Origin of the sequence: Pseudoalteromonas xiamenensis (genome assembly GCF_030994125.1) — a bacterium.
Taxonomy (GTDB): Bacteria; Pseudomonadota; Gammaproteobacteria; order Enterobacterales; family Alteromonadaceae; genus Pseudoalteromonas; species Pseudoalteromonas xiamenensis_B.
The window spans coordinates 2,881,582-2,904,712 of sequence record NZ_CP099917.1; the positions used below are offsets into that span (position 1 = coordinate 2,881,582).

The window sequence follows — 23,131 nt, forward strand, 5'->3', positions numbered from 1 at the left end:
GCGCGCTATAATAGCGCGGTCCGTTGCCAGCCTGACTTTGCGGTCAGGCTTCGATTTTAAGGGTTAAAGCAATGTCGTTGATTCTTCTTACTTTTGGTTTATTAATTCTAATTGTACTCGCTATGGCAGTCGGTGTTCTGGTTCAGAAAAAGTCGATGGCAAGCAGCTGTGGTGGTTTAGGTTCAATGGGTATTGATAAAGTGTGCGATTGCGATGACCCATGTGATAAACGCAAAAAGCGCTTAGCGAGAGAGCAAGTTTGGAAAGACAACCAAATTCTGTGATACGAATATTGATTAAAAAATGCGGGCAAGGCTCGCATTTTTTATGCTCGTTATCTTCTTAACAAAAGCACCGTTGTGACTGTGCAGGCAAAAGGAACCGAGTATGAAATTGCATTTTATTCGCCATGCGCAACCTACAACAAAAGGTGTGCTATTAGGGCGAACTGACGCTCACCTGCAGTACCCTGTGGCATTGAGCCGCTATGCCAAATCCCTGATAGGAAGCCGGTTCGACACAATTTATGTTTCGCCTTTGGAGCGTACTCAGCAAACGTTGGATGCGCTCAATGTATCTGGTGATGTGGTGCTCGACAGTGCGATTGTTGAATGTGATTTTGGTCATTGGGATGGGAAAACATACGAATGGCTTTGGAGGCACGCCGCCCAGATTGGACAATTTTGGTCTGATCCTTGGTCTGTAACGCCGCCTGACGGCGAAACGATGACAGACTTTGCGACACGCTGTCATGGATTTTTAAAACGACTTTTGAATACGAGCAAGGCCGAGGAAAACGTGCTGGTAATTAGTCATGCAGGCGTTTTAAAGTTCGTTTATTTTCATGTGCTTGGAATTGAAGAACCCTCAGGGACACAGCTGGCAGCGATTGAATTTAATTACTTAACTGGATTTAGTCTAGACGTGTTTATTGACGATCAAGGTGTACGTTGGCCAAAAGTTGTATTTTAGACGTCTAGACTTCATAATAGCGGAATTATTGCGTATTAGCAGATATTGGGAAGAAGGTGCGAATCCTTCACTGTCCCCGCAACTGTAATTGAAGGCGTGCCTTCACGCGGTATCAGTTTTGCGTCTAGTCAACATGACCTTGTCGATATCACAAGGTTGTTGCAAAGGATGCTAAGCATTGCCGCGAATAAGTCAGATACCAAGGCTAATACGAGTACTTGAGCGGGCGCACTCAGGTCAAAGCGCTCAATAGAGTGGCTTTGCGGTGCCCAAAATTCAGAGGCACTATGGCAAATTTAGCTTGTTCAGACACGCTCATTCAGATTGATCATCTTTGCGTCGAAAAAGGGAATAAGTCCCTTATCAACGACGTCTCTTTTTCTATTTCTCGCGGAGAGTTTGTTGGATTGATTGGCCCTAACGGTGCTGGTAAATCGACGCTATTGCGTTGCTTATATCGTTATTTCCAACCATCGTCGGGTAATTTGCTGTTCCAAGGGAAACCGATTGAAGTGGTGTCTCTAAAGCAGTACGCGAAGCAAGTTGCTGTCGTTCTACAGGAAGTCGGAAATGACTTTAATCTCGCCGTTGTCGATGTCATTTTAATGGGGTTAACACCGCATAAACCGCTTTTTTCAAACTATACCTCTGATGATAGAGCGAAGGTCATGCAGTCACTGAATGCGGTTGGTTTGGCTCTCAAGGCCTCACAGTCCTATTCCAGTTTATCAGGAGGAGAGCGACAGCGAGTGATGATAGCCAAAGCGATGGTCCAGCAGCCTGAGTTACTGATAATGGACGAGCCAACAAGTCACTTGGACGTTAAATATCAGATTCAAATTATGGAGCTCGCAAAGGCAATGAACGTCACCGTGATAGCCTCATTCCACGACTTAAACCTTGCCGGTGCGCTTTGTGAGCGTATTTTGGTGCTTAAATCAGGCGAGTTAATTGCTAACGGTTGTCCCATTGATGTATTGACAAATGAACTTCTAAGCGCAGTTTTTGGCGTCTGTGCAGAGGTCGATATTCTTCACTCCGGTTCAAAAGCCATTCCTCATATTCGTTATCACTATGGGTATATTTGAGATGCCGAATAATGCGATGAAACAAAGTTTGGTCGTGAGCATCTTGTTCTTGGCGGTGCTTGGCAGTTTTATGACATCGATGATGTTAGGGGCGGTAACGGTGTCGTTGGCTGATGTATTACAGGCGTTGATTAACGCTGAGCCAAGTAATTTAATGCAAAAAATTGTGATTGAGCTCAGACTTCCTCGGGCCATTTTAGCGTTTACCGCGGGAGCTGGACTTTCTCTGGCGGGAGTCATACTGCAAACCGTTACTCGAAATCCACTTGCTGACCCCTATCTGTTTGGTATTTCTTCAGGCGCCTCGTTTGGGGTGGTCTTGCTCTTTTCACTTACAGGCATTCAAGCTGGATTGGTCATTGCGGGAGCGGCCTTTTTAGGTAGTACGCTGGCGGTCAGTTTGTTGATAGCACTGGCATTAAGCGTGAGAAGTTCCCAAGTTGAAGTGTTGCTACTAGCGGGAGTCGCATTGTCCTTCTTATTCAGTGCGCTCACGAGTCTATTGCTGTATTGGACTGATCCAGAAGCCATCAGTGCGATTCTTTTTTGGAACTTAGGTAGCTTTGGTCGAGCCGATTGGCAGTGGTTATGGTTGCCAGTTACGGTAGTGCTGAGTGCGTGTGCCATTTTGCTGCTTTATCGTCGTTCATTGAATGCATTGCTACTCGGTGATGAATCAGCTACTACGGTTGGTGTAAATGCGGGTCGACTGCGTGTGGCGATGTTATTAATCAGCTCACTGATTACCGCAGTGCTTGTAGCAAGTTGCGGAGGTGTTGGTTTTGTCGGTTTGATGATCCCACACATTGTGCGATTTTTTATTTCGCAAGCCAAAGTGTCGGGTCTACTCGCGACGTTTTTAACGGGTGGTTTGTTTATGCTCTGGGTCGACATTGTCGCGCGTTCACTTCTGGACAATCAGGAGCTACCTGTTGGCGTCATCACCGCTTCCATTGGCAGTTTATTCTTCCTTATCCTTTTGCTGCTCCGCAGCCGGACTCGCGCTTTATGACATTGAATACACTTTTTGATATCCCGCCACTTAACACAAAGCTTAAACGGGTGTGCCAGGCTCGGATCGACAATAAAACCAAACCGTTAGGCGCTCTTGGACTGCTCGAACCGTTGGCTTTGCAGTTAGCACTTATTTTAACGCGTTCTGAGTACAATCAAATCGAACTTGGTAAACCGCAAATGCTTATCTTTGCGGGGGATCATGGTATCGCGGCCGAAGGAGTGTCGATTGCACCAAGTGAAGTAACGGGTCAAATGGTCGCTAACTTTGCAAACGGTGGTGCGGCAATCAACGCATTGTGCCAAACCTTAGGCTGGCAACTCAGCGTTGTGGATTGCGGTATATTGGTAAAGCCAGAGTCTGAACTAAATGTAATTTCTCAACGTTTAGGTACTTCAACAAATGCTTTTCATCGTGCGCCTGCCATGGATCGCGAGACGCTTGATCGTGGTTTTGACTTGGCCAACGCTCTTATCAATAACATGCTTGAGAAAGGGACGAAGGTCTTTGCGTTTGGTGAAATGGGCATCGGCAACACGACATCTGCTTCGGCAATATTTTCCGCGATATCGTTGCTTTCACCTAAAGAAACGGTCGGTAAGGGGACTGGTGTAAGCGAAGAGATTGTAACGAAAAAGCAAAAGCTCATTGCAGAAGCGTTATCGCTTCATCACGAGCAGCTAAATACGTCGATAGGTGTACTACAGCATCTCGGAGGCTATGAAATTGTGCAAATGGTGGCGAGTATGTTGACTGTTGCAAAAGCACAAAAGGTTGTCGTGGTAGATGGCTTTATCGCCACAGCAGCGGCATTAATAGCGACTAAACTAGCGCCGAACGCAAAGGATTACATGATTTTTGCCCACTGCTCTGGCGAACAAGGGCATAAAAAAATGCTGGAATATTTAGGGGTAACGCCGTTGCTGAATATAGGGCTACGGCTGGGTGAAGGCACTGGGGCCGCACTTGCATTGCCTTTGCTACAAAGTGCTGCCGCCTTTTACAACGATATGGCGAGTTTTTCCGATGCGAATGTCACAGAGGTGAATGGATGAACCTGAATGGGTTGCAATTTAAATTAGCCTTAGTGTTTTTAACGCGCTTACCGATAAAGATTCAACAGGAGGTGGAAGAAGAATCCATTAATCTTGCGTCGGGCTACTTCGCGTTGGTTGGCCTGATTATCGCGCTGATGCTCAGTGTGGCATATCTTGTTGTTGGACTTATTTTTCCCGCTGAACTCGCTATTTTACTTCTCTTGGCTTTCTCGTTGTTGCTTACGGGGGCATTTCATGAAGATGGCTTTGCAGATGTCTGGGACGGATTTGGCGGTGGCTGGACGCAAAATCAGAAGCTAGAGATTATGAAAGACAGTAGGCTTGGTACCTACGGCGCATCTGCGTTAGTGATTTTATTACTATCAAAATACATCAGCTTGTATATCTTAGCATTTGGTGCCTGGCAAGTCGTTACAGCCCTCGTGCTTGGGCATGTGTTGAGTCGCGCATTTGCAACAGCCGTGATTGGGCAATTGCCCTACGTACAGGCTGATGCCGAATCGAAAGTAAAACCGGTTGCTAAACACTTAAACCCTGAAAGCGCGCAGTTATTGTGGCTCACAAGTGCTGCCGTGTTGCTGTTAACTTGGATGTTGACCCCGTTGAGTTTTTATGGACTTTGCGGTTTGTGTGTGGTTCTTTTTGCGGTGCAAAGCCTATGTAAACAGTGGTTCAAAGCACAGCTTCAAGGCTATACGGGAGATTGTTTGGGCGCAGCTCAGCAATGCTTGGAGCTAACCGTATACTTCTATTTGGTGGCTATATTGGCATGAGTATCGAACTTTTTTTAGGTGGCGCTCGCTCCGGCAAAAGCCGATTAGCCGAAGAGCGTGCGTTGCAAATATTTGCGAAACATCTAGAGTGCAGATTGACCTATGTTGCTACCGCAACGGCGAACGATGAAGAGATGCAGGCGCGGATCAAGCAGCATCAAGCCCAACGCGATGGTCGTTGGATGGTTGTGGAAGAACCGTTTGAGTTAACTCAAACGCTGAGCCGCTTCACTGAAAAGGATGTGGTTTTGGTAGATTGTCTCACCCTTTGGTTAACAAATTGGCTATGCGACAGAGGACTAGAAGCTTATTTGGTTGAACGTTCAAAATTACTCGCCATATTGGCACAAAGCCGCGCGCACATTTTAATGGTCAGCAACGAAGTAGGCCATGGCATTGTGCCCATGGGGGTATTAAGTCGTCAGTTTGTTGATGAATCAGGTCGATTGCATCAGATGCTTGCCCAAGTGGCGTCACGTGTTGATTTTATTATTGCGGGATTACCGCTCACGATGAAACCGAGTTAGGAATAACGCATTGAAAACGTTAATGGTACAAGGTACGACTTCTGACGCAGGTAAAAGCACGTTAGTCGCAGGTCTTTGTCGAGTGCTTGCTCGGCGTGGCGTTAAAGTCGCCCCTTTTAAACCACAAAATATGGCCCTGAATAGCGCGGTAACGCCTGATGGTGGTGAAATTGGTAGAGCACAGGCATTACAAGCCATCGCCGCACAACAGCCGTTGTCGACGGATTTCAATCCCATTCTGCTGAAACCGAATAGTGACACAGGGGCGCAAGTTATCGTCCATGGCAAAGCGCTGTCGAATATGGAAGCGGCGAGTTATCACGACTATAAAAAAGTCGCCATGCAAGCCGTATTAGATTCCTATAACAGGCTTGGGCAGCAATATCAGTGGTGTCTTGTTGAAGGGGCCGGTAGCCCTGCGGAAATCAATTTACGTGAAAATGACATTGCCAACATGGGGTTTGCTTGCGAAGTGGATGCTCCGGTGATCATCATTGCGGATATTGACAAAGGAGGGGTCTTTGCGCATTTAGTCGGCACATTGGCACTGCTGTCTGAACAAGAGCAGGCGCTTGTTAAAGGTTTTGTGATCAATCGTTTTCGCGGTGATATTGGATTACTTCAGGGAGGGCTAGATTGGCTAGAGGCATATACGAACAAGCCTGTACTCGGTGTGTTGCCTTATCTCCATGATTTAGCTTTGGACGCTGAGGACGCACTCAATATCGACAATCGCGTAAATGCAGCAAAGCTCATCGTAGCAGTACTTGTGTTCCCCCATATTAGTAACCATACCGACTTTGATAGTTTAAGGTTAAACCCTGATGTGGATTTACGTTATGTACGCCACACCGAATCCATTGGTGAAGTAGACTTAATTATTTTGCCTGGTAGTAAGAATGTCTCTAGCGATTTGGTGTTTATGCAAAATGAACGCTGGCCAGCCGAGATTCGACGTCACCTACGTTACGGTGGCAAAGTGTTGGGAATTTGCGGTGGCCTACAAATGTTGGGGCATGAGATCAATGATCCAGACGGCGTAGAATCACAGGTTGTACGTACAGAAGGCTTGAAATTGGTCGATTTTGTCACACAACTTTTACCTCTAAAAGTGCTGACTCAGGCAAAAGGTCGCTGTTTACTTAACGATAAGGAAGTGGTGATTGAAGGGTATGAAATTCACTGTGGGCGCACCGAAGGGCGCGCTTTAACAAAGCCCTTTTTACGTTTTGAAAATCATCCTGAGGGGTTTCAAACAGACGGTTTTATTTCTGATGATAACCAGTTGGCGGGGACTTACTTACATGGTCTGTTCGATAGTCAAGAAGCGTGTAATGAGATCCTTCGTTGGGCGAGCGGTGGAGATTGGCAAGGTCAATCATTTAATTTAGCAGAGCATCGAGAAACGCAATTGGATCGCTTAGCAGACATTTGTGAACAGTATTTGGATTTAGAGACATTATTCTCGCAAGCGGCGAGCAAAGAGGACAAACATGAGTGATAAGCATCAAGAGCGTCAACAAAAAGTCAAAGAGCAAGTCGATGCCAAAGTTGCTGCAGCACAAATCGAGAAAGGCATTTTACAAGTCATCACGGGTAATGGGAAAGGCAAATCAACGTCTGGGTTTGGTACAGTTGCGCGTTGTGTTGGGCATGGAATGAATGCGGCGGTCGTGCAATTTATCAAAGGTATGTGGGAATGTGGTGAGCGGAATTTACTCGAAAAGGCAGGGGTGCCATTCGCGGTGATGAAAACGGGATTCACGTGGGAAACGCAAAACCGTAAAACCGACACGTTGGCGGCACAAGAAACCTGGGCTGTGGCTAAAGAATGGCTCAAAGATGAGTCTATCGACCTCGTGTTGTTAGACGAGCTTACCTACATGGTGTCGTACGATTATCTTGATTTAGATGAAGTGATAGAAGCACTTGAACATCGTCCTGTAATGCAATCCGTGATTATTACCGGGCGTGGTGCGCATCGTCGTTTAAAAGACTTAGCAGATACTGTAAGTGAAGTGCAAAACATCAAACATGCCTTTGAATCAGGTGTAAAAGCGCGTAAAGGTTTTGATTTTTAAACCTTAGGAGCGGCAATGAAAAATCGATGTATAGTTACGCTGGGGTTGGTTTGGTGCATAAATGCGTTTACCACCGCGAATGCCTTGGAAAAAGAAGTCGCCATGAAACCCGCGGCTCGAATAGTGGCGTTAGCCCCGCACATTGTTGAAAACTTATTTGTTATCGGCGCAGGCGATCGCATCGTTGGAACCGTGGACTATGCCGATTACCCAGAGGCTGCGCTTGGCATTCCCAGAATTGGAGGGTATCACGGTATTCAGCTTGAAAAACTGTTGGCGTTGGAACCGGATCTGGTGATTGCGTGGCAAACGGGCAATAAAAAAGACGATTTGGCAAAAATTGAATCTTTGGGCATTCCAGTGATGTATAGCAATGCAACGAGTCTCGAGGCAGTATCAGAAGAAATACGCCGCTTTGGTCAACTTACCGGACTCATTGAAAACGCCAACCTTGTTGCCATGAAATTTGACGAAAAACTAAAGATACTCAAAGCACATTACCGCAGTAGTTCATCCCTGCGTGCGTTTTATCAATTGTGGCCAGATCCAATGATGAGCGTTAATCGCAAAACTTGGATCCATGAGCTTATGACTTTGTGCCATGTCGAAAACGTCTTCGCGCAGGCGAGCAACGAGTACCCCCAGATAAGTCTTGAAAACGTGTTACATGCAAAACCGGATGTCATTATTGTACCGCATGAAAAAACCAAAAAGCAGGTCGACTTCATTGATTGGTCTGTCTGGCCGGAAATACCCGCAGGTAAATTTGATCAAGTGGTCGATGTCGACGCGGATTTATTGCATCGCTATACCACTCGAGTACTTGATGGTGTTGAAGAGATGTGTGATAAACTGAACGCTTCTCGCGAGTTTTACCAACAAAGGAAATAACATGACCACTTGGAGCGATGTACTTGGGCATGAAAAGCAGCAGCCTTACTTTCTAGAAACGTTAGACTATGTGACAAAGCGTCGTGCTGAAGGCGTGGTTGTTTACCCGCCACAAGAGAACGTATTTGAAGCATTCAAGGTTACACCCTTTGAAGATGTAAAAGTAGTGATCTTGGGTCAAGACCCTTATCACGGTCCAGATCAGGCCCATGGTTTATGTTTTTCCGTTTTGCCTGGTATCAAACCACCACCATCATTGGTAAACATGTACAAGGAACTCGCTGCAAGCATTGCTGGGTTCCAAGTGCCATCTCATGGCTATTTGTTGCCGTGGGCAGAGCAAGGCGTGCTGCTTCTCAATACCGTTTTAACGGTTGAACAAGGGCAAGCACATTCACATAAGCATTTAGGCTGGGAGCGATTTACCGATGTAGTCATTGAAAAGCTCAATGCGCATCGTGATGGTCTTATTTTCTTGCTGTGGGGTTCTCATGCACAGAAAAAAGGAAAAGCGATTGATAGAAATCGTCATCATGTGTTGCAAGCGCCTCATCCTTCGCCATTGTCTGCTCATCGTGGCTTTTTAGGTTGCCAGCATTTCGTTCAAACCAATGAATTACTCGCAAGCATGGGGAAAGCGCCAATTCAGTGGCAAGTGTAGCGCCCACATATCGGTCGTAAAATGTATCGTACTTAGTATAAACGCAGCGCTTTGTTCGGCTGCGTTTTTTCTTTTCCTGCTTACATTTATTCCCATTGCATCAAAGGTAGTGTTCAACCATAGACAATCGGATGTCAGGGATAAATTCACCTGATATTGAAGCTTTTACTTTATTGCTGTTCCGCGAATTGACGTACAAGCCCGTTGATGGCTTGAAAAGCCGCTGCAACTTGTTCATTGTCGGCATCGGCGTTGCTCAATAAGACATAGCCGAATTTTTCGCGACGATTTAGTAGCACATTTGTCGCAACACCAGGGTCAGAACCATCATGACTAACAATATCGCCATCGAGTTGCCAGAAATAGCCTATGTCACCTTCCGGTGTGGGGAGCGTCGTTTGCGGAGTTAACAAAGCGGTGACAACGGTGGGGCTGAGTGCTTGAGCACCATTAATTTTCCCCGAATTACCGAGCGCAATCAGGTAACGAGCTAAATCATGACTGCTTGATACAGCCATACCGTCGGCATACGTGATATTGCGATATTCTGGAACGTACACCGATTGTGAATCGTCATCCAATACGTACCTCGGAGTTGATGTCTCTGACTCAGTCACTGCCCAATAAGTATGTGCCATGCCAAGCGGATTAAACACAAACTGGGTGCTTAGGTGTGAAAGTGATTGGCCAGTTTTTTGCTCAAGCACAAGTCCTGCAAGTGCCGAGGCAATGTTAGAATAAACATAAGCTTGGTTGTTCTTTAAACCGTATTGAGTAATAAAATTCTCCTGTGTATGCAACTCGCCTTGCGCAGAGAGGTATTGGGAGAAAAACAGTTGTTCGTCCGACGAAACTGTTTCTGGACAGCCCATTTCGGGCGCCAAGCGCGACGCCAAACTTTGACTGTTTTCATAGATAAAGTAACTGCACAGATAGGTTCGATCCGAATCTAAAATCCCAGAGGTGTGAGTGATTAATTGTCGTAAAGTGAGCGGGTTATCTTGTGCAAATTGAGCGGAATCTATCACAAAAGGCAATATGGGTTGTAAAGCGGTATCCAAAAATTCTGGTTGGTTTTCGAGTGCAGCAGCAATGGTTGCACCTAATAGTGTTTTACTGACAGACCCTAAATAGAATTCGGATTGGGGTGAGGTTGCTTCGCCTGTTCGCGCATTCACTCCAAAGCCTTTTTCATACACGATTTCATTATCTTTTATTATGGAAATAGACATGTTTTTAATGTTTGCTTGATTGCTAAGCTGCAAGATCTTCTGCTCAAATTCGGCTTCGGATAACGTTTTATCTGATGTTCTACCTAAGGCTTTTAGCGCATAATCATAGGTCTGGAAGCGACCCATTTTTAAATCATCGACGGAAAAAGCAGGAAGCAATACTGCGGGTGGAATGCCGGTTTTTTCAAAGTATTGATTATCCGAAGTCCAATAGACTTCGTTTGACAGGGTTATAGACCAATCATTAGGTATATCGAAGAATTGTAGGTCTGATAACGCGCCTGAGGTTGCTTTACCTACTTGCGTAACCTGAGGAAGTGAGCGCATTGCTATAACAAAAATCTCACCAGCACTTACAGTCGCTTCGCTTGTTAATAAAAACACTGGATTCGTGTATGCATCACTGCGACCGGTTAACTCACGCTCCAACAAGTCACCAGTTCCAGTTTGTGTTTTGGCCTGCTTGTAGAACACCGCATGATCTGTTTGGCTAAATCGTTGTGCAATAGCAAGTGACACGCTGTCATACCCACCTTGATTATTTCTGACGTCAACAATAATCCCCTTGGTTTGAGCGAGCTCCATCATGATGGTATCAAATAGCGAGTTTGCCGCGGCTAACGTTGCTTCTTCGCTCATTGAGTCGGATGCAAAAGACATCATGTTGTTGATTGTAATAATCCCCACATTATCGGGCGTAATTCCCCATAGAACCGTCGCTTCGTCTTGTGGATCTGAAGGGAAGCGATTAGCCGAATTTGGCGTCATGTATGATGTGCTTATCTGAGAGTAAAGTTGATTCAGCTCTGATTGGATTTCACTTGGGTCGAGTACTTCACCGTCTCGGAGCGACGCAAACATCATCCCTCGTACTGTGCGAGAAAACGGAGTGTCTTTCGGGCGATTGAAATACAGCGCCTTAGATTCATTGATAATGTTGACATGGGCATCTTGGAGTGGGGCAACCAATTCACTTAACACTTGGAATAGGGCTTCGTCTGTCATGTTGTCGTTGATGAGAGGTCGATAAGTGTCGTATTGAGTTTGCCAATTGACTTCACGGGTGTCGAAGTAAGCGTAATAGTCGTTAAAGAGACTCCAAATATAATCAAAAACATACGTTTGGCTGACCGGGCTGTATATGGATATCGAGGTTGTACAACTGACAGGCAAGGTGTTTATGCGTTGCAGATAATAGGGTTCTATAAGGTCTTGCTCTTGAATAGCAAGTCGCGTCAATGAGTTAGGCGTGATTTGGAGTCTGAGTTGGTCTAGTGCGATTTGCTCGGTCGTTTCAAGTATTTTGGTACAACCAAACTGGTTAAATTGATAGTAGGTTAAAGAGCTATCGGTGACTTCGAGTAATTCTCCATAGCCAACCCTTTCCCAAACACCTTTTGTCGTTAGTTGAGGAAAAGTTGGAATTTTAATGTCGTTGTAGGAGGAATCACACGCGCTAAGCGCGAGACTTGCAAAAATTGCTATCGCAGAAAGCTGAACGGTTTGGCGAAACATGGTCGAGTATCCTTGTCGAAAATTTATGGTCTGGTGCCAAATTGGCTGTAATGGGTGACTTTTTGGCTCAAAGAAAAATGGAGCCTCGTTTGTTGCAACCACAACAGGCTGGATTAGCCAGTGGCTATAATTTAAGAAAGCTACGCGCGGTTTACTGTCGAAAAGCGTTACGAATATGTCAGCGAGCGTTTGGAATCGTAAAAAAATGTAACCCAACAAACGCATCTATTCTTTTAGTTAAGCTGGAATCAAAAAAGGGACTTAAATAGACCCTGCGCTAAATCAATTTTTCAAAATGGGAATCGGTCAAAATAGCAACGAGTGAAGAATATAAATTTGAGTTATTACTCTAATCTTCTACACTCTGAAATGAAGCCTTTTTTGGTGGGTAAGGTGTCTTCAAAATTACATGTTTGTGAGATGAAGTTGTCATATTCCCATTAAAGAATAGTGGCAGTTTTTAACCTCCGTTGTAAGGGTAGTTAACGGGTGTCGCGACTGAGATGTGCGGTTGTTCAGTTGCTTATTTGCTTGGACGTAAGTTATGGAAAACCTAAAGATCGCAATCGTTACTGGTGCTTTTGGTGGTATCGGTACCGCTATCGTAAAAGAACTTATCGAAGAACAGTGTTTTGTGCTTGCTGTCGCGAGTGCGAAACGAACCTCAGCCGATTTTGATGCTTGGCTTAATGAGCATCAGATCAATCCAACCAAAGTGAAACCTCTTTTTATCGATGTTACCGATCAAATCGCATGCGAAAATGCCTTAAGTGATGTGATTGATAGCTATGGTCATGTCGATATTTTGGTGAATAATGCGGGGATCACTCGTGATTCGACCTTTAAGAAAATGTCGGCCTCACAATGGAATGAAGTGATCAATACCAATCTGAATTCATTGTTTAATATGACTCAGCCGCTGTTTGCGCAAATGTGCGCGCGTAAATTCGGGCGAATTATCAATATCTCCAGCGTGAATGGTCAGAAAGGCCAATTTGGTCAAGCAAACTATTCCGCTGCAAAAGCGGGCATGATTGGTTTTAGTAAAGCGCTCGCCTATGAAGGTGCTCGAGCAAACGTAACGGTAAACGTCGTTGCTCCAGGTTACACCGAGACCCCCATGGTTGCAGCGATGCGAGAAGACGTGCTTGAGAGTATCAAAGCACAAGTCCCTATGCAGCGATTGGCAACGCCTTTAGAAGTGGCTCAGGCAGTTGCTTATTTAGCATCAGATAAAGCGAGTTATATCACCGGAGAGACCTTAGCACTCAATGGTGGTCTGTATATGCAATAACGATAGAGAAACGGATTCTCAAACGAGTGAAGTGTGCTCAGTGGTATTTGGGAATAAGTTCTAATTTAAGACTTGTTTAGATAAGGAAGAAGACCATGTACAACGATTTAATGAAGACATTTCAAGAGCAAAGCGAAAAGTATTTTTCACCAATGTTCAAGTTTAACCAACTTGTGGCAAAGAACATTGAGCAGTTAGCTCAACTGCAGCTTGACGCTGCGCAATCGTACACTGAAACAACGTTGGCACAACTTAAAACTGCCGCTGAAATTTCTGATGTGAAAACGTTTGTTGATTTTAATGCAAGCCAATTAAATGCATTAAATACGTTGAGCCAGAAAATGATTGCTGACGGTCAAAAACTGCAACAACTTGGTCAAGAGTTCAAAGACAACCTTGAAGCCTTAAGCAAAGAAACGCTTAAAACAGCACAAGTTTAATCTCTTAAAACAAAGAGCCCGTTTGGGCTCTTTCGTATTTTGCAATTTCTACCCTTAACCTTTTTCAAAGGTTCGTCCCATTAGGATGTGAGTCATGGAAACTAGAAACCCAGAACTAGACAAAATCGTTGCAGATTGGTGGCAGTATGGGCAGGAGTTTTACAACTTGTTCTCGAAGCAAATGGTAAAAGGTAATCCACTCCAACAAGCCCTGAATGAACAAAATGCCAAAGATTTTGCCACTTGGCTAAATGAAGTATCGAAACAGCCCGAAGTGATGTATGAAAAACAATTCGACTGGTGGCAAAAACAGCTTAAAGTTATGCAAAACACATGGGGCCAAATGCTTGGTGAGCAGGCAAGTGATATTGTTGCACCTGAAGTTGGAGACAAGCGTTTCAGCTCAGAGGCTTGGCAAGAAAATCCATGGTTTAACTACATCAAGCAAAGTTATCTATTGTTTGGGCAATCCCTGTTAGAATCTATTCGTGAAACCCCCGGACTTGATTCAAAGTTAAAAGAACGTTTAGAGTTTTTTGCCAGACAATCCGTGAACTCAGTAGCACCTTCCAATTTCATTAGTACCAACCCTGAGCTAATCGATTTAACGGTAAAATCAAACGGTCAGAATCTTATTCAAGGCTTTGAACTGTTTAAAAAAGATTTGGCGCGCGGTGGGGACATGCTACGTATTAGCATGACCAATGACGATGCTTTTGAGCTTGGAAAAGACATCGCAACAACAGCTGGACGCGTGGTGTTTCAAAATCATCTCTTCGAGCTTATCCAATATTACCCGACCACAGAGCAAGTGCATGCAACGCCTCTGCTGGTGGTGCCACCGTACGTTAATAAATATTACATCTTGGATTTACGCGCGGAGAATTCATTCGTAAAACATGCCGTTGATCAAGGCCACACCGTGTTCATGGTGTCTTGGAAAAACCCAGATCCCAGCATGGCGGAAGTTGGATTTGAAGACTATGTCGTGGATGGTGTGATTTCGGCGATTGAGGCAATCGAGAAGCAAACGGGAGAAAGTGAAGTTAATGCGGTGGGATATTGTATCGCGGGAACGTTAGTCACGACTGCAATGGCCTATTTTGCTGCGAAGCGAATGAAGCCTCGCATCAAAAGTGCAACGCTATTGACGACATTGCTCGACTTTTCACAACCGGGTGAAATAGGAGTGTTCATCAATGAACCGACGATTTCGGCACTTGAAACCTATAACCAACAAAATGGTGTGATGCATGGGCATTTGCTTGGTGTGTCATTTAGTATGTTGCGTGAAAATAGTTTGTATTGGAACTACTACGTTAATAACTACCTCAAAGGCAAAGCGCCGATGGATTTAGATTTGCTTTATTGGAATGGGGACAGCACAAATTTAACCGCGACATGCCACAATTTTATGCTTCGTGAATTGTATCTCAACAATCGCTTGGTCGAAGCGAAGGGAGTGAGTATACGTGGCACGAAAATCGATTTGAGCAAGGTTAAACAGCCCGTCTATATGCTTTCTACACGAGATGATCACATAGCTCTTTGGCAAGCAACGTTTAAAGGGATCCAGGCAACTGGTGCTCAGACAACGTTTGTGCTTGGAGAGTCCGGCCACATTGCTGGTGTAATTAATCCTCCAAGCAAAGGTAAATATGGCTATTGGTTTGGGCCTGATGCATCAGGTGAAGCACAAGCTTGGTTGGACAAAGCTCAGCATGAGAGTGGATCTTGGTGGCCTCATTGGTGCAAATGGTTACATCAATATCAAGGCGACGAAGTCCCTGCGAGACCAGCAAAATCAGAGGATAACCCAGGTATTTATGAGGCACCTGGGGAATATGTGAAGCAAAAGCTCTAGCCCTATAGAGTACGAGGCGCTTGGTCTCGTGCTCTATTTCCACTGTTTCCCCATGAACTATATCATTTCTCACTCATTTTATAGGTCTATTTCAATTAGCCGTCGAGTTCAATTGCCCATTAGTGAGCCACTAGTTCAAACGTATACGTCTATCTGACGTGTCTCATGTGAGTGTGCGTGAGCTAGTAAAGTTAGAAAGGCGAGTGCTTGTCTTAATAACTTTTTTGATGAGTACAATGTCCACCTGTTTAAAGTGATTACGGAAAATTCACGCGAAACGGAATACTTCATCGGTTAATTGGGCTCTATTTATGCCTCTTTGATGTGTTTGCTGTGATTTAGGTCTTATTGAAAAGCAATTAAAATGACAGGCCTACTTAGGGACTTTGTTTCAATGTTAGAATGATGCCACACTCAATGTGGGTTTTAGATAGCAAACTTTAGATTTGAAATCTCAAAAAAATCGGCAATGGTGCTTTAACAAAACGAGCGAAAAACAATGAACATATACATTCGACAAGCCGATATAGAGGATGCAAAGGCTATCAGCGATTTGGTTGTAGCCATGACCGACAAATATGTCTGTCCAACATGCGATCCTACGGTTCGTGATATGTTGCTTGGATCTATGTCGACTGAGCGTATCGAGCAATATTTATCCGAAGGTTATTTGTATGTCGTTGCGCTTGATTGTAAAGAGAAAGTGATTGGCGTTGCAGGAATGCGAGATTATTCACATCTGTTTCATTTGTTTGTGGACGATGAAAATCAAGGTAAAGGTTTGTCACGTAAACTGTGGGATAAAGTTAAAGAGGCAGCGTTGAAAAATGGAAATTGTGGCCGCTTTACTGTCAATTCCGCAGTAAACGCCGAGAATGTGTACTTACGCTTTGGATTCAAGCGAGTTGATGGCATACGGAACAGAAACGGTATGGTCGATATTCCAATGATTCTTGATAAGGTTTACTGACAATATTTCCGCGTTGATGTGCAAACAAAAACACCATTGCTAAGACAAAGTAAATCATTAGCAAAGTTACTGCAATACTTCGACACGCCTCCCCCTTTATGCCGGCGCCGCTGCGCAAACAAAAGCAACCCTGGTAACCATTAAAGGGTCAAATGTTCCTTGCTTATGCAGGCAAAAACAAAAGGTAGAAATACCGAATAACACGTAAAACATGGGTTGCTTACGGTGTTATTCAGGTACAAAGTCGATTAAAGCAAAAAGGGCCCACTGTATTCAGTGAGCCCTTTTTACTAAAAATCTATACTTTCAAGATCGATATTGTCTGCAAAAATATCGAGATCTTCCAGTTCCTTTCGAAGTCTTTGTCTATCCTTCAGTGCTTCAATCTCACGCCATCTTCTTTTTTTATTTTTTTGAGAGGTACGTTTAGCCGTTCCCGAACCCTCGAGTAACTCAAATAAATCGTCTAGGCTATCCATGAATTTCTCCTATTGATGATTGACCTCATTGCGCACACCCACGCAACCCGTTACGCTTTTTCCACACGCATTTGGGTAAGGTTGGTATATCACAGACCGCTCAAAAATAAAACACAAATATTTCAATTACGTTAAAACAACGTGATGCTTTGATGAAAATCAACAAAATTTTTTAAACGGAAGTATGGGCGCAGAGGCCTTGAATATCGAGGGGTTAGCACTTCTAGCTGGATGTTTGAAAAGGTGAATATGAACTAAAATATAAAGAAAAACAGTGGTATGGATTGAAGTTATTTCACGTATTACAGGAAAAAATATTTAAAATTAGGCACAAAAAAACGCCACACCGGTGGCGTTTTGAAGGATAGAATTTATGTCAATTAAAGTGCTTTGAAACGCGCTTCAAGTGTTTCTTGTGCTTCAGCAAAGGCACGGATCCCTTCAGCAAGTTTTTCGGTCGCCATCGCATCTTGGTTATGTAACCAGCGGAACTCAGCTTCTGTTAATGGCGCTGGTTTTGACTCTGTTGCTTCGATAGTTTCAAGTAAGAAGCTGTCGTCAGCAGGCATCTCAGCCAGTTCTTCTAATAGTTGTGGGCTAATGGTTAATTTATCACAGCCTGTTAATGCAACGATTTCGCCGGTATTTCGGAAACTTGCGCCCATCACTACGGTTTTATAACCGTGGCGTTTGTAGAATTCATAAATGCTGCGAACGGATTGTACACCTGGATCTTGAAGCGGATCGGTCGGTTTAGCTAAACCATTTTTTACATGCCAATCAAGAATACGGCCAACAAATGGCGAAATTAAAAAGACGTTGGCATCAGCACATGCGCGCGCTTGGGCTTCACTGAATAACAAGGTTAAATTACATTTAACACCTTCTTTTTCAAGAGCTTCTGCTGCTTTAATGCCTTCCCAAGTCGACGCAATTTTAATCAAGATTTTGTCTTTGCTCACGCCTTCAAGCTTGTAAAGAGCGAGTAGTTGCTTGGCTTTCGCAATCGTGGCCTCTGTATTGAAACTCAATCGCGCATCAACTTCTGTCGAGATGTATCCAGGAACGATGTCTGCGATTTCTTTACCAAGTAATACGGCAAAATAATCACACGCCAGTTCAAGCTGTTTAATTGCATCCGATTCTTCGCTTTTTGCATAAGTCCACGCTTTATCCAAATACGCGGCATAGGCTGGCATTTCAGCTGCTTTTAAAAGTAAAGAAGGGTTAGTGGTCGCATCTTCTGGTTGAAGTTTGCGGATAGCCTCAATGTCACCGGTATCGGCAACGATGGATGAATGTGCTTTTAGCCTGTCTAATGCTGATGTCATGGCGTTCCTCATTCCTATTCGACGTCAAAGTTTTGATGAGCTTATGTGCCTTATGTTGCAATACCGTGACTGGGCTGACATAGGTCAAATGTCCTATGCAGAACAATTAGCAAGACGTGTGATTCGTTTGTGCTCAATTGTATTTAACGACTCTGATGATAGAGACATTATCCGCTTGAAAGGTATTGTTATTATAAGGCGGGAAACAAAACGTGATTTTCGTTTCATTTAGTGTTGAAATTGACACTAATTAATTTTGAAGTCAATAGGGTAGTCATGATCACCGTTATTTCGCCAGCTAAAAACCTCGATTACGAAACGACTGCGCCAATTTCGGCGTATTCTCAACCAGAATTACTGTCATACAGCGAAGAGCTTATTTCAGTTTGTCGCGATTTGAGTGTCCAAGATTTGGCAAAGTTGATGAAACTCAGTGATAAACTCTCTGCGCTTAATGTAGCTCGCTTTGCTTCTTGGTCCTTACCCTTTACGTCAGACAATGCAAAACAAGCGATTTATGCGTTTAATGGCGATACCTATACCGGATTTGATGCTTACAGTGCATCGAAAGAAACGATGGATTATGCGCAAAATCACTTACGGATTCTTTCAGGCCTTTATGGCGCGTTGAAGCCTATGGATTTAATGCAGCCATATCGATTGGAAATGGGGACTTCGCTTAGCAACCCAAAAGGTAATTCGTTGTATGCTTTTTGGGGCAGTGTGATTGCTGAGAAATTGAATGAGGCGTTAGCGGAATCGCAATCGTCGGTCCTCGTAAACCTTGCGTCGAACGAGTATTTCAAAGCGGTGGATAAGAAGGCGTTAAATGCAACGGTGATCACGCCAATTTTTAAAGATGAGAAAAATGGCCAATTTAAGGTGATCAGTTTCTATGCGAAAAAAGCTCGCGGTATGATGGCAAGGTACATCATGGAGCAACAAATTACCCAGCAAGAGCAATTAAAACAGTTTAATGTAGCAGGTTATTATTTCAGTGAAGCTGAAACGAAAAAGGCGAACGAGCCGGTCTTTTTGAGACATGAGCAAGCATAACACTTTGCCTGCAGAGCTAAAATGAAGTGAAAAGCGCGATGGCGCTTTTCTTTTTTCTAGGCGATACGATGAATAAAAATGTGTTTCTTTTGGCGTGTTGCCAAGGACTTATTACCACCGGCAATATTTTACTAGTTACGATCTCCGCGTTAGTTGGACAAAGACTGAGCCCATCTGAGTCGTTTACGACATTCCCTGTCGCAATGCAAATGTTCGGTTTGTTGCTTGCGACGATTCCTGCATCGTGGATTATGGCCAGAGTAGGGCGTAAGGTGGGCTTTAGTATTGGTAATAGTATGGGCCTTTGCGGGACAATACTTGGGTTTTATTCACTGCAAATTGAAGAATTTTGGCTGTTTAGTACCGCGACTTGGCTAATCGGTATTGGGATTGGTTTTGCGACACTCTATCGGTTTGCTGCGATTGAGGCCAGTGATAATTCATCTACAGCGTTGTCCGCCGTTATGGCCAGTGGTGTCATTGCCGCCATCCTTGGACCAAACTTGGCGGTTTGGGTTAATCATCATTATCCACATATTAACTACGCCAATGTGTTTATTGCCTTAAGTGGGTTGTACATATTGGCGTTAACTTTATTGCAATTTGTTACCTTCAATGAAATAAAACACGAGGAAAGACATGCTTCAACGAGACCGTGGCGGGCAATAGTTACTCAACCAAAATTTATCATTGCGGTGTTGGTGGCCATGGTCAGCTACTCCACGATGAACTTATTGATGACAGCCACACCGCTTGCTATGCATCGCCATGGTTTTGATTTGGCAGAGTCGGCCCTAGTGATTGAGTGGCATGTCCTCGGGATGTTCGTTCCGTCATTTTTTACGGGCAAGCTTATTCAGCGTATTGGACAGTTGCCTGTTATGTACGGTGGCATTCTACTGATTATTGCTTGTTGCATCGTTAATTTATTTGGTGTGACACACCTTCATTTCTTGTTTGCGCTGATGCTTTTAGGGGTTGGATGGAACTTCATGTTTATTAGTGCAACGCAAATGGTGAGTGAAACCTATCTCCCTGCTGAGCGCGCGAAGGCACAGGCGACAAATGAATTTTGCGTGTACTCAATGGTCACGTTTTCTTCGCTTTTTGCAGGTTGGCTCGAAAGTTCACTGGGTTGGCAGGCGATGAACTGGATGGTGTTTGCTGTGTTAATGCTAATTGCTTTAGGTATTCTCACTCGTTTGCGCGTGAGTAAAAGCAAACTGACAGAAGCGAGCTGAGTGGGGGTAACTGTTTGATAAAAAGATATATCCTGTTACTGCGTTCATTCAGCAATGGCTGGCGTGATTGTTGACTCAACGCCTATCAGAGCTATGTATATATTGAATGTGTTTTGCTCCAATTACGTGTAGCAAAGATGTTGGTGAGCGACAATAAAGTCCACCACATTTTTCATTTTTACAAATACATCGTGATCAATAGGCAATTCGGTTATCGCAGGAAGACTCTTCGTTTCAAGCCCAGTGATCACATGGTAAAAAACCAATGAGGTTAATATATGTCCTGCAATGTTCGCGTGATTACCATCCGTTTCGTGTAATACAATATTGGGATATTGAATTTGAAATTCATCCCAGACTAACCCAACAGGTGCGATGCAAGCAGGAGATCGTGAAGCAATACCAATATGCAGAGATTGCAGTTGTTGGCCTTCATCGGTGTTTCCTTGTTGTGGATGTTCAGGATAAAGCACGGGTGTTGCCTGAAGGCTTCTCGCGCGCTTAAGCCAAAGTTCAGCCGCCGTAGTTGGATAGGTCGTTGAGCTACTTTGAGAGTATTTTTGTGCTTGAAATATGGTGTGCGTCCAAGGCCTTGAATAGAGTAAATCAATCGATTCTTGCTCATACAGTCGCTCAGACAGAAATGCGATGCTAGGTGCTCGTTGGATCGTTACGTCAAGTAAAGAAGTATTTGCTCGAAATAGCAAAGCGAGATAAGTCGGAATGTTGGTACTGTGACTATTACCAAAAAAGACGATGGAGTACGGTGGCTTACCTTGATTATTTTGAAGTGGAAAGTCACCGTTAGGTTCGCTAAATATCGGTGTTTTTACTGGTTGGGTAGGTTGTATCGCCGATTGGCTTGTGCCGCCACCACAACTCGTTAAGCACAACATTAAAAATGAAAGCATGACGCGCATCGAATTCTCCAAAAGACGTGCCTTTTCGCGCTGAAAAGGCACTGAGTATGATTAGTCGTCTAGGTGTTGATTTAAAAACGCGAGTACAGTTTTAAAGTAATCTTTACGAACCGTTTCACTATAAAATCCATGACCTTCTTTTTCACCTAAGAACACAGTATAAGGTTTTTTCTCCTTATTGAGCGCATCGGTTAGCGCTTCGAAATGCGCTAATGGTGCGCGACTGTCTCTACGACCATGTGCAAGTAGCAGTGGCACTGATAATTTATTGACTAATTTGTTTGGCGAATTTTCAGCTAACATGGCTTGATCTGTGCCTAACGTTGTATGCAAAAAGGTTTTGCCTGAGTATATTCTAGGAACATCACCTTCCTCATATAGCATCGATAGGTCATAGACACCGGCATTTGCAATTGCACATTGATAAGTATCTGGGTAGCGAATTGGGTTCATCACGGCAGAATAACCACCGAAGCTGGTGCCCATGATACAAACTTTGTTTGCATCAATGCCTTTTTCCTTAATTGCCCATTGCACCCCTTCATAAATGTCGCGCTGAATGTCCGTTCCCCACTTTTGATAACCAAGCGCTTCAAACGCCTCGCCTCGACCACCTGAACCGCGGAAATTTACGCGTAACACGTTGTAACCATGTTGCGCAAGTAAGTGTACTTCCGGATCAAATAAGAACGTGTCACGAACGCCAAACGGACCACCGTGAACAAGGACGACTAATTTATTCGTTTTACCTTTTTTCGTTTCTAGCGCTTGGGTGTAGAAACCCTCAAGATTAATCCCGTCAGAGGTAGTAAACGAAATGGGCGTTGTATCGGTTAACGGAATTTGTTTTTCAGCTTCTCGGAAACTATACAAATAGCGGATTTTTTGATTTTTAATATCAAACAAATAAAGAGAACCATCCGATTTGTCTGAACCTGCCCAAATTAGCGCCTGACTACCATCTTCGGTTTTGTTGAACAATGAGACTTGTTCGTTAGGGAACGTATTAATGGCGGATTTGAGTATTTGTGCATCGGGGTGCGTTTTATCTAACAAAATGTAAGTCGGTAGAGGAGAAGCAATTTGCGCACCTATTACGGTCTTTTTATCGATGCTTGAAAACAACTCTATGACATCATATTTTTCATCCGAAAACACTTTTTCCAATTGTAATGTTGTTAAATTTAGCTTGTAGATACCTCTTTTTTCTTCTCCAATTCCAGCTAAGCCAACGACAAATTTGTCGTTTTCTGTTACTTGAAATGCTTCAAAGTTGCCCGGCAATTCAAGTTTCTTCCATTCCTTTTCATCACTGTTAAACAGGTATGTTTGAACACTTAAATCTTCAGCCATACCTGAAACGAGAATCGGTTTTTTATCCTCGTTGAGGACGTACTGTGCGCGAGCAATAGGAGCTTGGTAACCGTAACTACGAATTACACCGTTGTTTACGTCAATTCTGGCAATTTTAGCGAGTTCTGAACCATCAATTTTTGCTGAGCTTCCCTTTGCATTTAGCGTTGCTGGAAGCACCCTCAGTAGAATTTGGTTTTCATCTTGTGGTAGGGGATCAAGAAAATTGGCAAGTCCCAGTATTGTTGGCGCTTTCTTAATGTGACTTGCGGCGGACGGTTGAGAAGCGTGACCACCAAAAATCATTTTGCCATTGCGACCATCGAAATCAAACGCATAGAGATTACCGGTATCCACAGGTCGTTCTCTG

At 44.0% G+C, this 23,131-nt stretch carries 23 protein-coding genes and 1 riboswitch; of the genes, 18 read left to right on the forward strand and 5 right to left on the reverse strand.

Translation table 11 applies throughout. The features are described from left to right. Positions 1-71: 71 nt before the first annotated feature. The 11 genes from nqrM (at position 72) to ung (ending at position 9,066) form a co-directional block, all read left to right on the forward strand. Positions 72-284 (forward strand): (Na+)-NQR maturation NqrM, encoded by a 213-nt coding sequence (gene nqrM, locus NI389_RS13350; protein WP_308360358.1) that lies wholly within the window; start codon positions 72-74, stop codon positions 282-284. Between the two features lie 103 nt (positions 285-387). Then, positions 388-972: a histidine phosphatase family protein gene (locus NI389_RS13355; RefSeq protein ID WP_308360359.1), complete on the forward strand. Its 585-nt coding sequence runs from the start codon at positions 388-390 to the stop codon at positions 970-972. A gap of 23 nt (positions 973-995) precedes the next feature. Continuing rightward, a riboswitch (cobalamin riboswitch) is annotated at positions 996-1,192 on the forward strand. A gap of 67 nt (positions 1,193-1,259) precedes the next feature. Continuing rightward, a complete protein-coding gene (locus NI389_RS13360) occupies positions 1,260-2,060 on the forward strand; it encodes an ABC transporter ATP-binding protein (protein WP_308360360.1) in 801 nt (266 codons plus the stop codon). Position 2,061: 1 nt separating this feature from the next. Beyond that, on the forward strand, positions 2,062-3,072 hold the full coding sequence (locus tag NI389_RS13365; RefSeq protein ID WP_308360361.1) for a FecCD family ABC transporter permease: 1,011 nt from the start codon (positions 2,062-2,064) through the stop codon (positions 3,070-3,072). Continuing rightward, a complete protein-coding gene (gene cobT / locus NI389_RS13370) occupies positions 3,069-4,130 on the forward strand; it encodes a nicotinate-nucleotide--dimethylbenzimidazole phosphoribosyltransferase (protein WP_308360362.1) in 1,062 nt (353 codons plus the stop codon). Before NI389_RS13365 ends, cobT begins: the two co-directional genes overlap by 4 nt. Beyond that, complete coding sequence (cobS, locus tag NI389_RS13375) at positions 4,127-4,906, forward strand: adenosylcobinamide-GDP ribazoletransferase (RefSeq protein WP_308360363.1); 780 nt, start codon at positions 4,127-4,129, stop codon at positions 4,904-4,906. Before cobT ends, cobS begins: the two co-directional genes overlap by 4 nt. Beyond that, positions 4,903-5,433, forward strand: coding sequence for a bifunctional adenosylcobinamide kinase/adenosylcobinamide-phosphate guanylyltransferase (gene cobU, locus NI389_RS13380; protein WP_308360364.1), 531 nt, complete (start codon positions 4,903-4,905; stop codon positions 5,431-5,433). Before cobS ends, cobU begins: the two co-directional genes overlap by 4 nt. 10 nt (positions 5,434-5,443) lie before the next feature. After that, positions 5,444-6,934 carry a cobyric acid synthase gene (locus NI389_RS13385; protein WP_308360365.1) on the forward strand — a complete coding sequence of 497 codons (1,491 nt, stop codon included), beginning with the start codon at positions 5,444-5,446 and terminating at the stop codon, positions 6,932-6,934. Then, positions 6,927-7,514, forward strand: coding sequence for a cob(I)yrinic acid a,c-diamide adenosyltransferase (gene cobO, locus NI389_RS13390; protein ID WP_308360366.1), 588 nt, complete (start codon positions 6,927-6,929; stop codon positions 7,512-7,514). The genes NI389_RS13385 and cobO overlap by 8 nt, the downstream gene beginning before the upstream one ends. 15 nt (positions 7,515-7,529) lie before the next feature. After that, positions 7,530-8,405 (forward strand): cobalamin-binding protein, encoded by an 876-nt coding sequence (locus NI389_RS13395; RefSeq protein ID WP_308360367.1) that lies wholly within the window; start codon positions 7,530-7,532, stop codon positions 8,403-8,405. A gap of 1 nt (position 8,406) precedes the next feature. Next, positions 8,407-9,066, forward strand: a complete 660-nt coding sequence (gene ung, locus NI389_RS13400) for a uracil-DNA glycosylase (protein ID WP_308360368.1) — start codon at positions 8,407-8,409, stop codon at positions 9,064-9,066. Between the two features lie 170 nt (positions 9,067-9,236). On the opposite strand, the gene NI389_RS13405 is transcribed toward ung, so the two are convergent. Continuing rightward, positions 9,237-11,813, reverse strand: coding sequence for a serine hydrolase (locus NI389_RS13405; RefSeq protein ID WP_308360369.1), 2,577 nt, complete (start codon positions 11,811-11,813; stop codon positions 9,237-9,239). A gap of 544 nt (positions 11,814-12,357) precedes the next feature. On the opposite strand from NI389_RS13405, the gene NI389_RS13410 reads away from it, so the two are divergent. The 4 genes from NI389_RS13410 to NI389_RS13425 all read left to right on the forward strand — a co-directional run bounded on the left by NI389_RS13410 (position 12,358) and on the right by NI389_RS13425 (position 16,381). Next, positions 12,358-13,107 (forward strand): SDR family oxidoreductase, encoded by a 750-nt coding sequence (locus tag NI389_RS13410; protein WP_208842471.1) that lies wholly within the window; start codon positions 12,358-12,360, stop codon positions 13,105-13,107. 95 nt (positions 13,108-13,202) lie between these two features. Continuing rightward, positions 13,203-13,547 carry a phasin family protein gene (locus NI389_RS13415; protein ID WP_308360370.1) on the forward strand — a complete coding sequence of 115 codons (345 nt, stop codon included), beginning with the start codon at positions 13,203-13,205 and terminating at the stop codon, positions 13,545-13,547. A gap of 94 nt (positions 13,548-13,641) precedes the next feature. Next, the gene (gene phaC / locus NI389_RS13420) at positions 13,642-15,411 is read left to right on the forward strand and encodes a class I poly(R)-hydroxyalkanoic acid synthase (RefSeq protein WP_308360371.1); all 1,770 of its coding nucleotides are present in this window, start codon (positions 13,642-13,644) and stop codon (positions 15,409-15,411) included. Between the two features lie 499 nt (positions 15,412-15,910). Beyond that, positions 15,911-16,381 carry a GNAT family N-acetyltransferase gene (locus NI389_RS13425; protein WP_308360372.1) on the forward strand — a complete coding sequence of 157 codons (471 nt, stop codon included), beginning with the start codon at positions 15,911-15,913 and terminating at the stop codon, positions 16,379-16,381. A 290-nt stretch (positions 16,382-16,671) separates the two neighbouring features. On the opposite strand, the gene NI389_RS13430 is transcribed toward NI389_RS13425, so the two are convergent. Beyond that, positions 16,672-16,860: a DUF3545 family protein gene (locus NI389_RS13430; protein WP_208842477.1), complete on the reverse strand. Its 189-nt coding sequence runs from the start codon at positions 16,858-16,860 to the stop codon at positions 16,672-16,674. 380 nt (positions 16,861-17,240) lie between these two features. Then, on the reverse strand, positions 17,241-18,191 hold the full coding sequence (gene tal, locus NI389_RS13435; RefSeq protein ID WP_308360373.1) for a transaldolase: 951 nt from the start codon (positions 18,189-18,191) through the stop codon (positions 17,241-17,243). Here tal and NI389_RS13440 point away from each other — a divergent pair. The 3 genes from NI389_RS13440 (at position 18,190) to NI389_RS13450 (ending at position 20,488) form a co-directional block, all read left to right on the forward strand. Beyond that, on the forward strand, positions 18,190-18,423 hold the full coding sequence (locus tag NI389_RS13440; protein ID WP_308360374.1) for a hypothetical protein: 234 nt from the start codon (positions 18,190-18,192) through the stop codon (positions 18,421-18,423). The genes tal and NI389_RS13440 overlap by 2 nt on opposite strands. 44 nt (positions 18,424-18,467) lie before the next feature. Continuing rightward, positions 18,468-19,247, forward strand: a complete 780-nt coding sequence (gene yaaA, locus NI389_RS13445; protein WP_308360375.1) for a peroxide stress protein YaaA — start codon at positions 18,468-18,470, stop codon at positions 19,245-19,247. A gap of 68 nt (positions 19,248-19,315) precedes the next feature. Beyond that, positions 19,316-20,488: an MFS transporter gene (locus NI389_RS13450; RefSeq protein ID WP_308360376.1), complete on the forward strand. Its 1,173-nt coding sequence runs from the start codon at positions 19,316-19,318 to the stop codon at positions 20,486-20,488. Between the two features lie 122 nt (positions 20,489-20,610). On the opposite strand, the gene NI389_RS13455 is transcribed toward NI389_RS13450, so the two are convergent. Beyond that, positions 20,611-21,408, reverse strand: coding sequence for a hypothetical protein (locus NI389_RS13455; RefSeq protein WP_308360377.1), 798 nt, complete (start codon positions 21,406-21,408; stop codon positions 20,611-20,613). 51 nt (positions 21,409-21,459) lie between these two features. Next, positions 21,460-23,118 (reverse strand): alpha/beta hydrolase family protein, encoded by a 1,659-nt coding sequence (locus NI389_RS13460; RefSeq protein ID WP_308360378.1) that lies wholly within the window; start codon positions 23,116-23,118, stop codon positions 21,460-21,462. Positions 23,119-23,131: the final 13 nt, after the last annotated feature.

Bases quoted from the DNA above. Each gene is read 5' to 3' on its own strand.
- nqrM (WP_308360358.1), top strand. From the start codon at position 72: ATGTCGTTGATTCTTCTTACTTTTGGTTTATTAATTCTAATTGTACTC.
- NI389_RS13355 (WP_308360359.1), top strand. From the start codon at position 388: ATGAAATTGCATTTTATTCGCCATGCGCAACCTACAACAAAAGGTGTG.
- NI389_RS13360 (WP_308360360.1), top strand. From the start codon at position 1,260: ATGGCAAATTTAGCTTGTTCAGACACGCTCATTCAGATTGATCATCTT.
- NI389_RS13365 (WP_308360361.1), top strand. From the start codon at position 2,062: ATGCCGAATAATGCGATGAAACAAAGTTTGGTCGTGAGCATCTTGTTC.
- cobT (WP_308360362.1), top strand. From the start codon at position 3,069: ATGACATTGAATACACTTTTTGATATCCCGCCACTTAACACAAAGCTT.
- cobS (WP_308360363.1), top strand. From the start codon at position 4,127: ATGAACCTGAATGGGTTGCAATTTAAATTAGCCTTAGTGTTTTTAACG.
- cobU (WP_308360364.1), top strand. From the start codon at position 4,903: ATGAGTATCGAACTTTTTTTAGGTGGCGCTCGCTCCGGCAAAAGCCGA.
- cobO (WP_308360366.1), top strand. From the start codon at position 6,927: ATGAGTGATAAGCATCAAGAGCGTCAACAAAAAGTCAAAGAGCAAGTC.
- NI389_RS13395 (WP_308360367.1), top strand. From the start codon at position 7,530: ATGAAAAATCGATGTATAGTTACGCTGGGGTTGGTTTGGTGCATAAAT.
- ung (WP_308360368.1), top strand. From the start codon at position 8,407: ATGACCACTTGGAGCGATGTACTTGGGCATGAAAAGCAGCAGCCTTAC.
- NI389_RS13405 (WP_308360369.1), bottom strand. From the start codon at position 11,813: ATGTTTCGCCAAACCGTTCAGCTTTCTGCGATAGCAATTTTTGCAAGT.
- NI389_RS13410 (WP_208842471.1), top strand. From the start codon at position 12,358: ATGGAAAACCTAAAGATCGCAATCGTTACTGGTGCTTTTGGTGGTATC.
- NI389_RS13415 (WP_308360370.1), top strand. From the start codon at position 13,203: ATGTACAACGATTTAATGAAGACATTTCAAGAGCAAAGCGAAAAGTAT.
- phaC (WP_308360371.1), top strand. From the start codon at position 13,642: ATGGAAACTAGAAACCCAGAACTAGACAAAATCGTTGCAGATTGGTGG.
- NI389_RS13425 (WP_308360372.1), top strand. From the start codon at position 15,911: ATGAACATATACATTCGACAAGCCGATATAGAGGATGCAAAGGCTATC.
- NI389_RS13430 (WP_208842477.1), bottom strand. From the start codon at position 16,860: ATGGATAGCCTAGACGATTTATTTGAGTTACTCGAGGGTTCGGGAACG.
- NI389_RS13440 (WP_308360374.1), top strand. From the start codon at position 18,190: ATGGCGTTCCTCATTCCTATTCGACGTCAAAGTTTTGATGAGCTTATG.
- tal (WP_308360373.1), bottom strand. From the start codon at position 18,191: ATGACATCAGCATTAGACAGGCTAAAAGCACATTCATCCATCGTTGCC.
- yaaA (WP_308360375.1), top strand. From the start codon at position 18,468: ATGATCACCGTTATTTCGCCAGCTAAAAACCTCGATTACGAAACGACT.
- NI389_RS13450 (WP_308360376.1), top strand. From the start codon at position 19,316: ATGAATAAAAATGTGTTTCTTTTGGCGTGTTGCCAAGGACTTATTACC.
- NI389_RS13455 (WP_308360377.1), bottom strand. From the start codon at position 21,408: ATGCGCGTCATGCTTTCATTTTTAATGTTGTGCTTAACGAGTTGTGGT.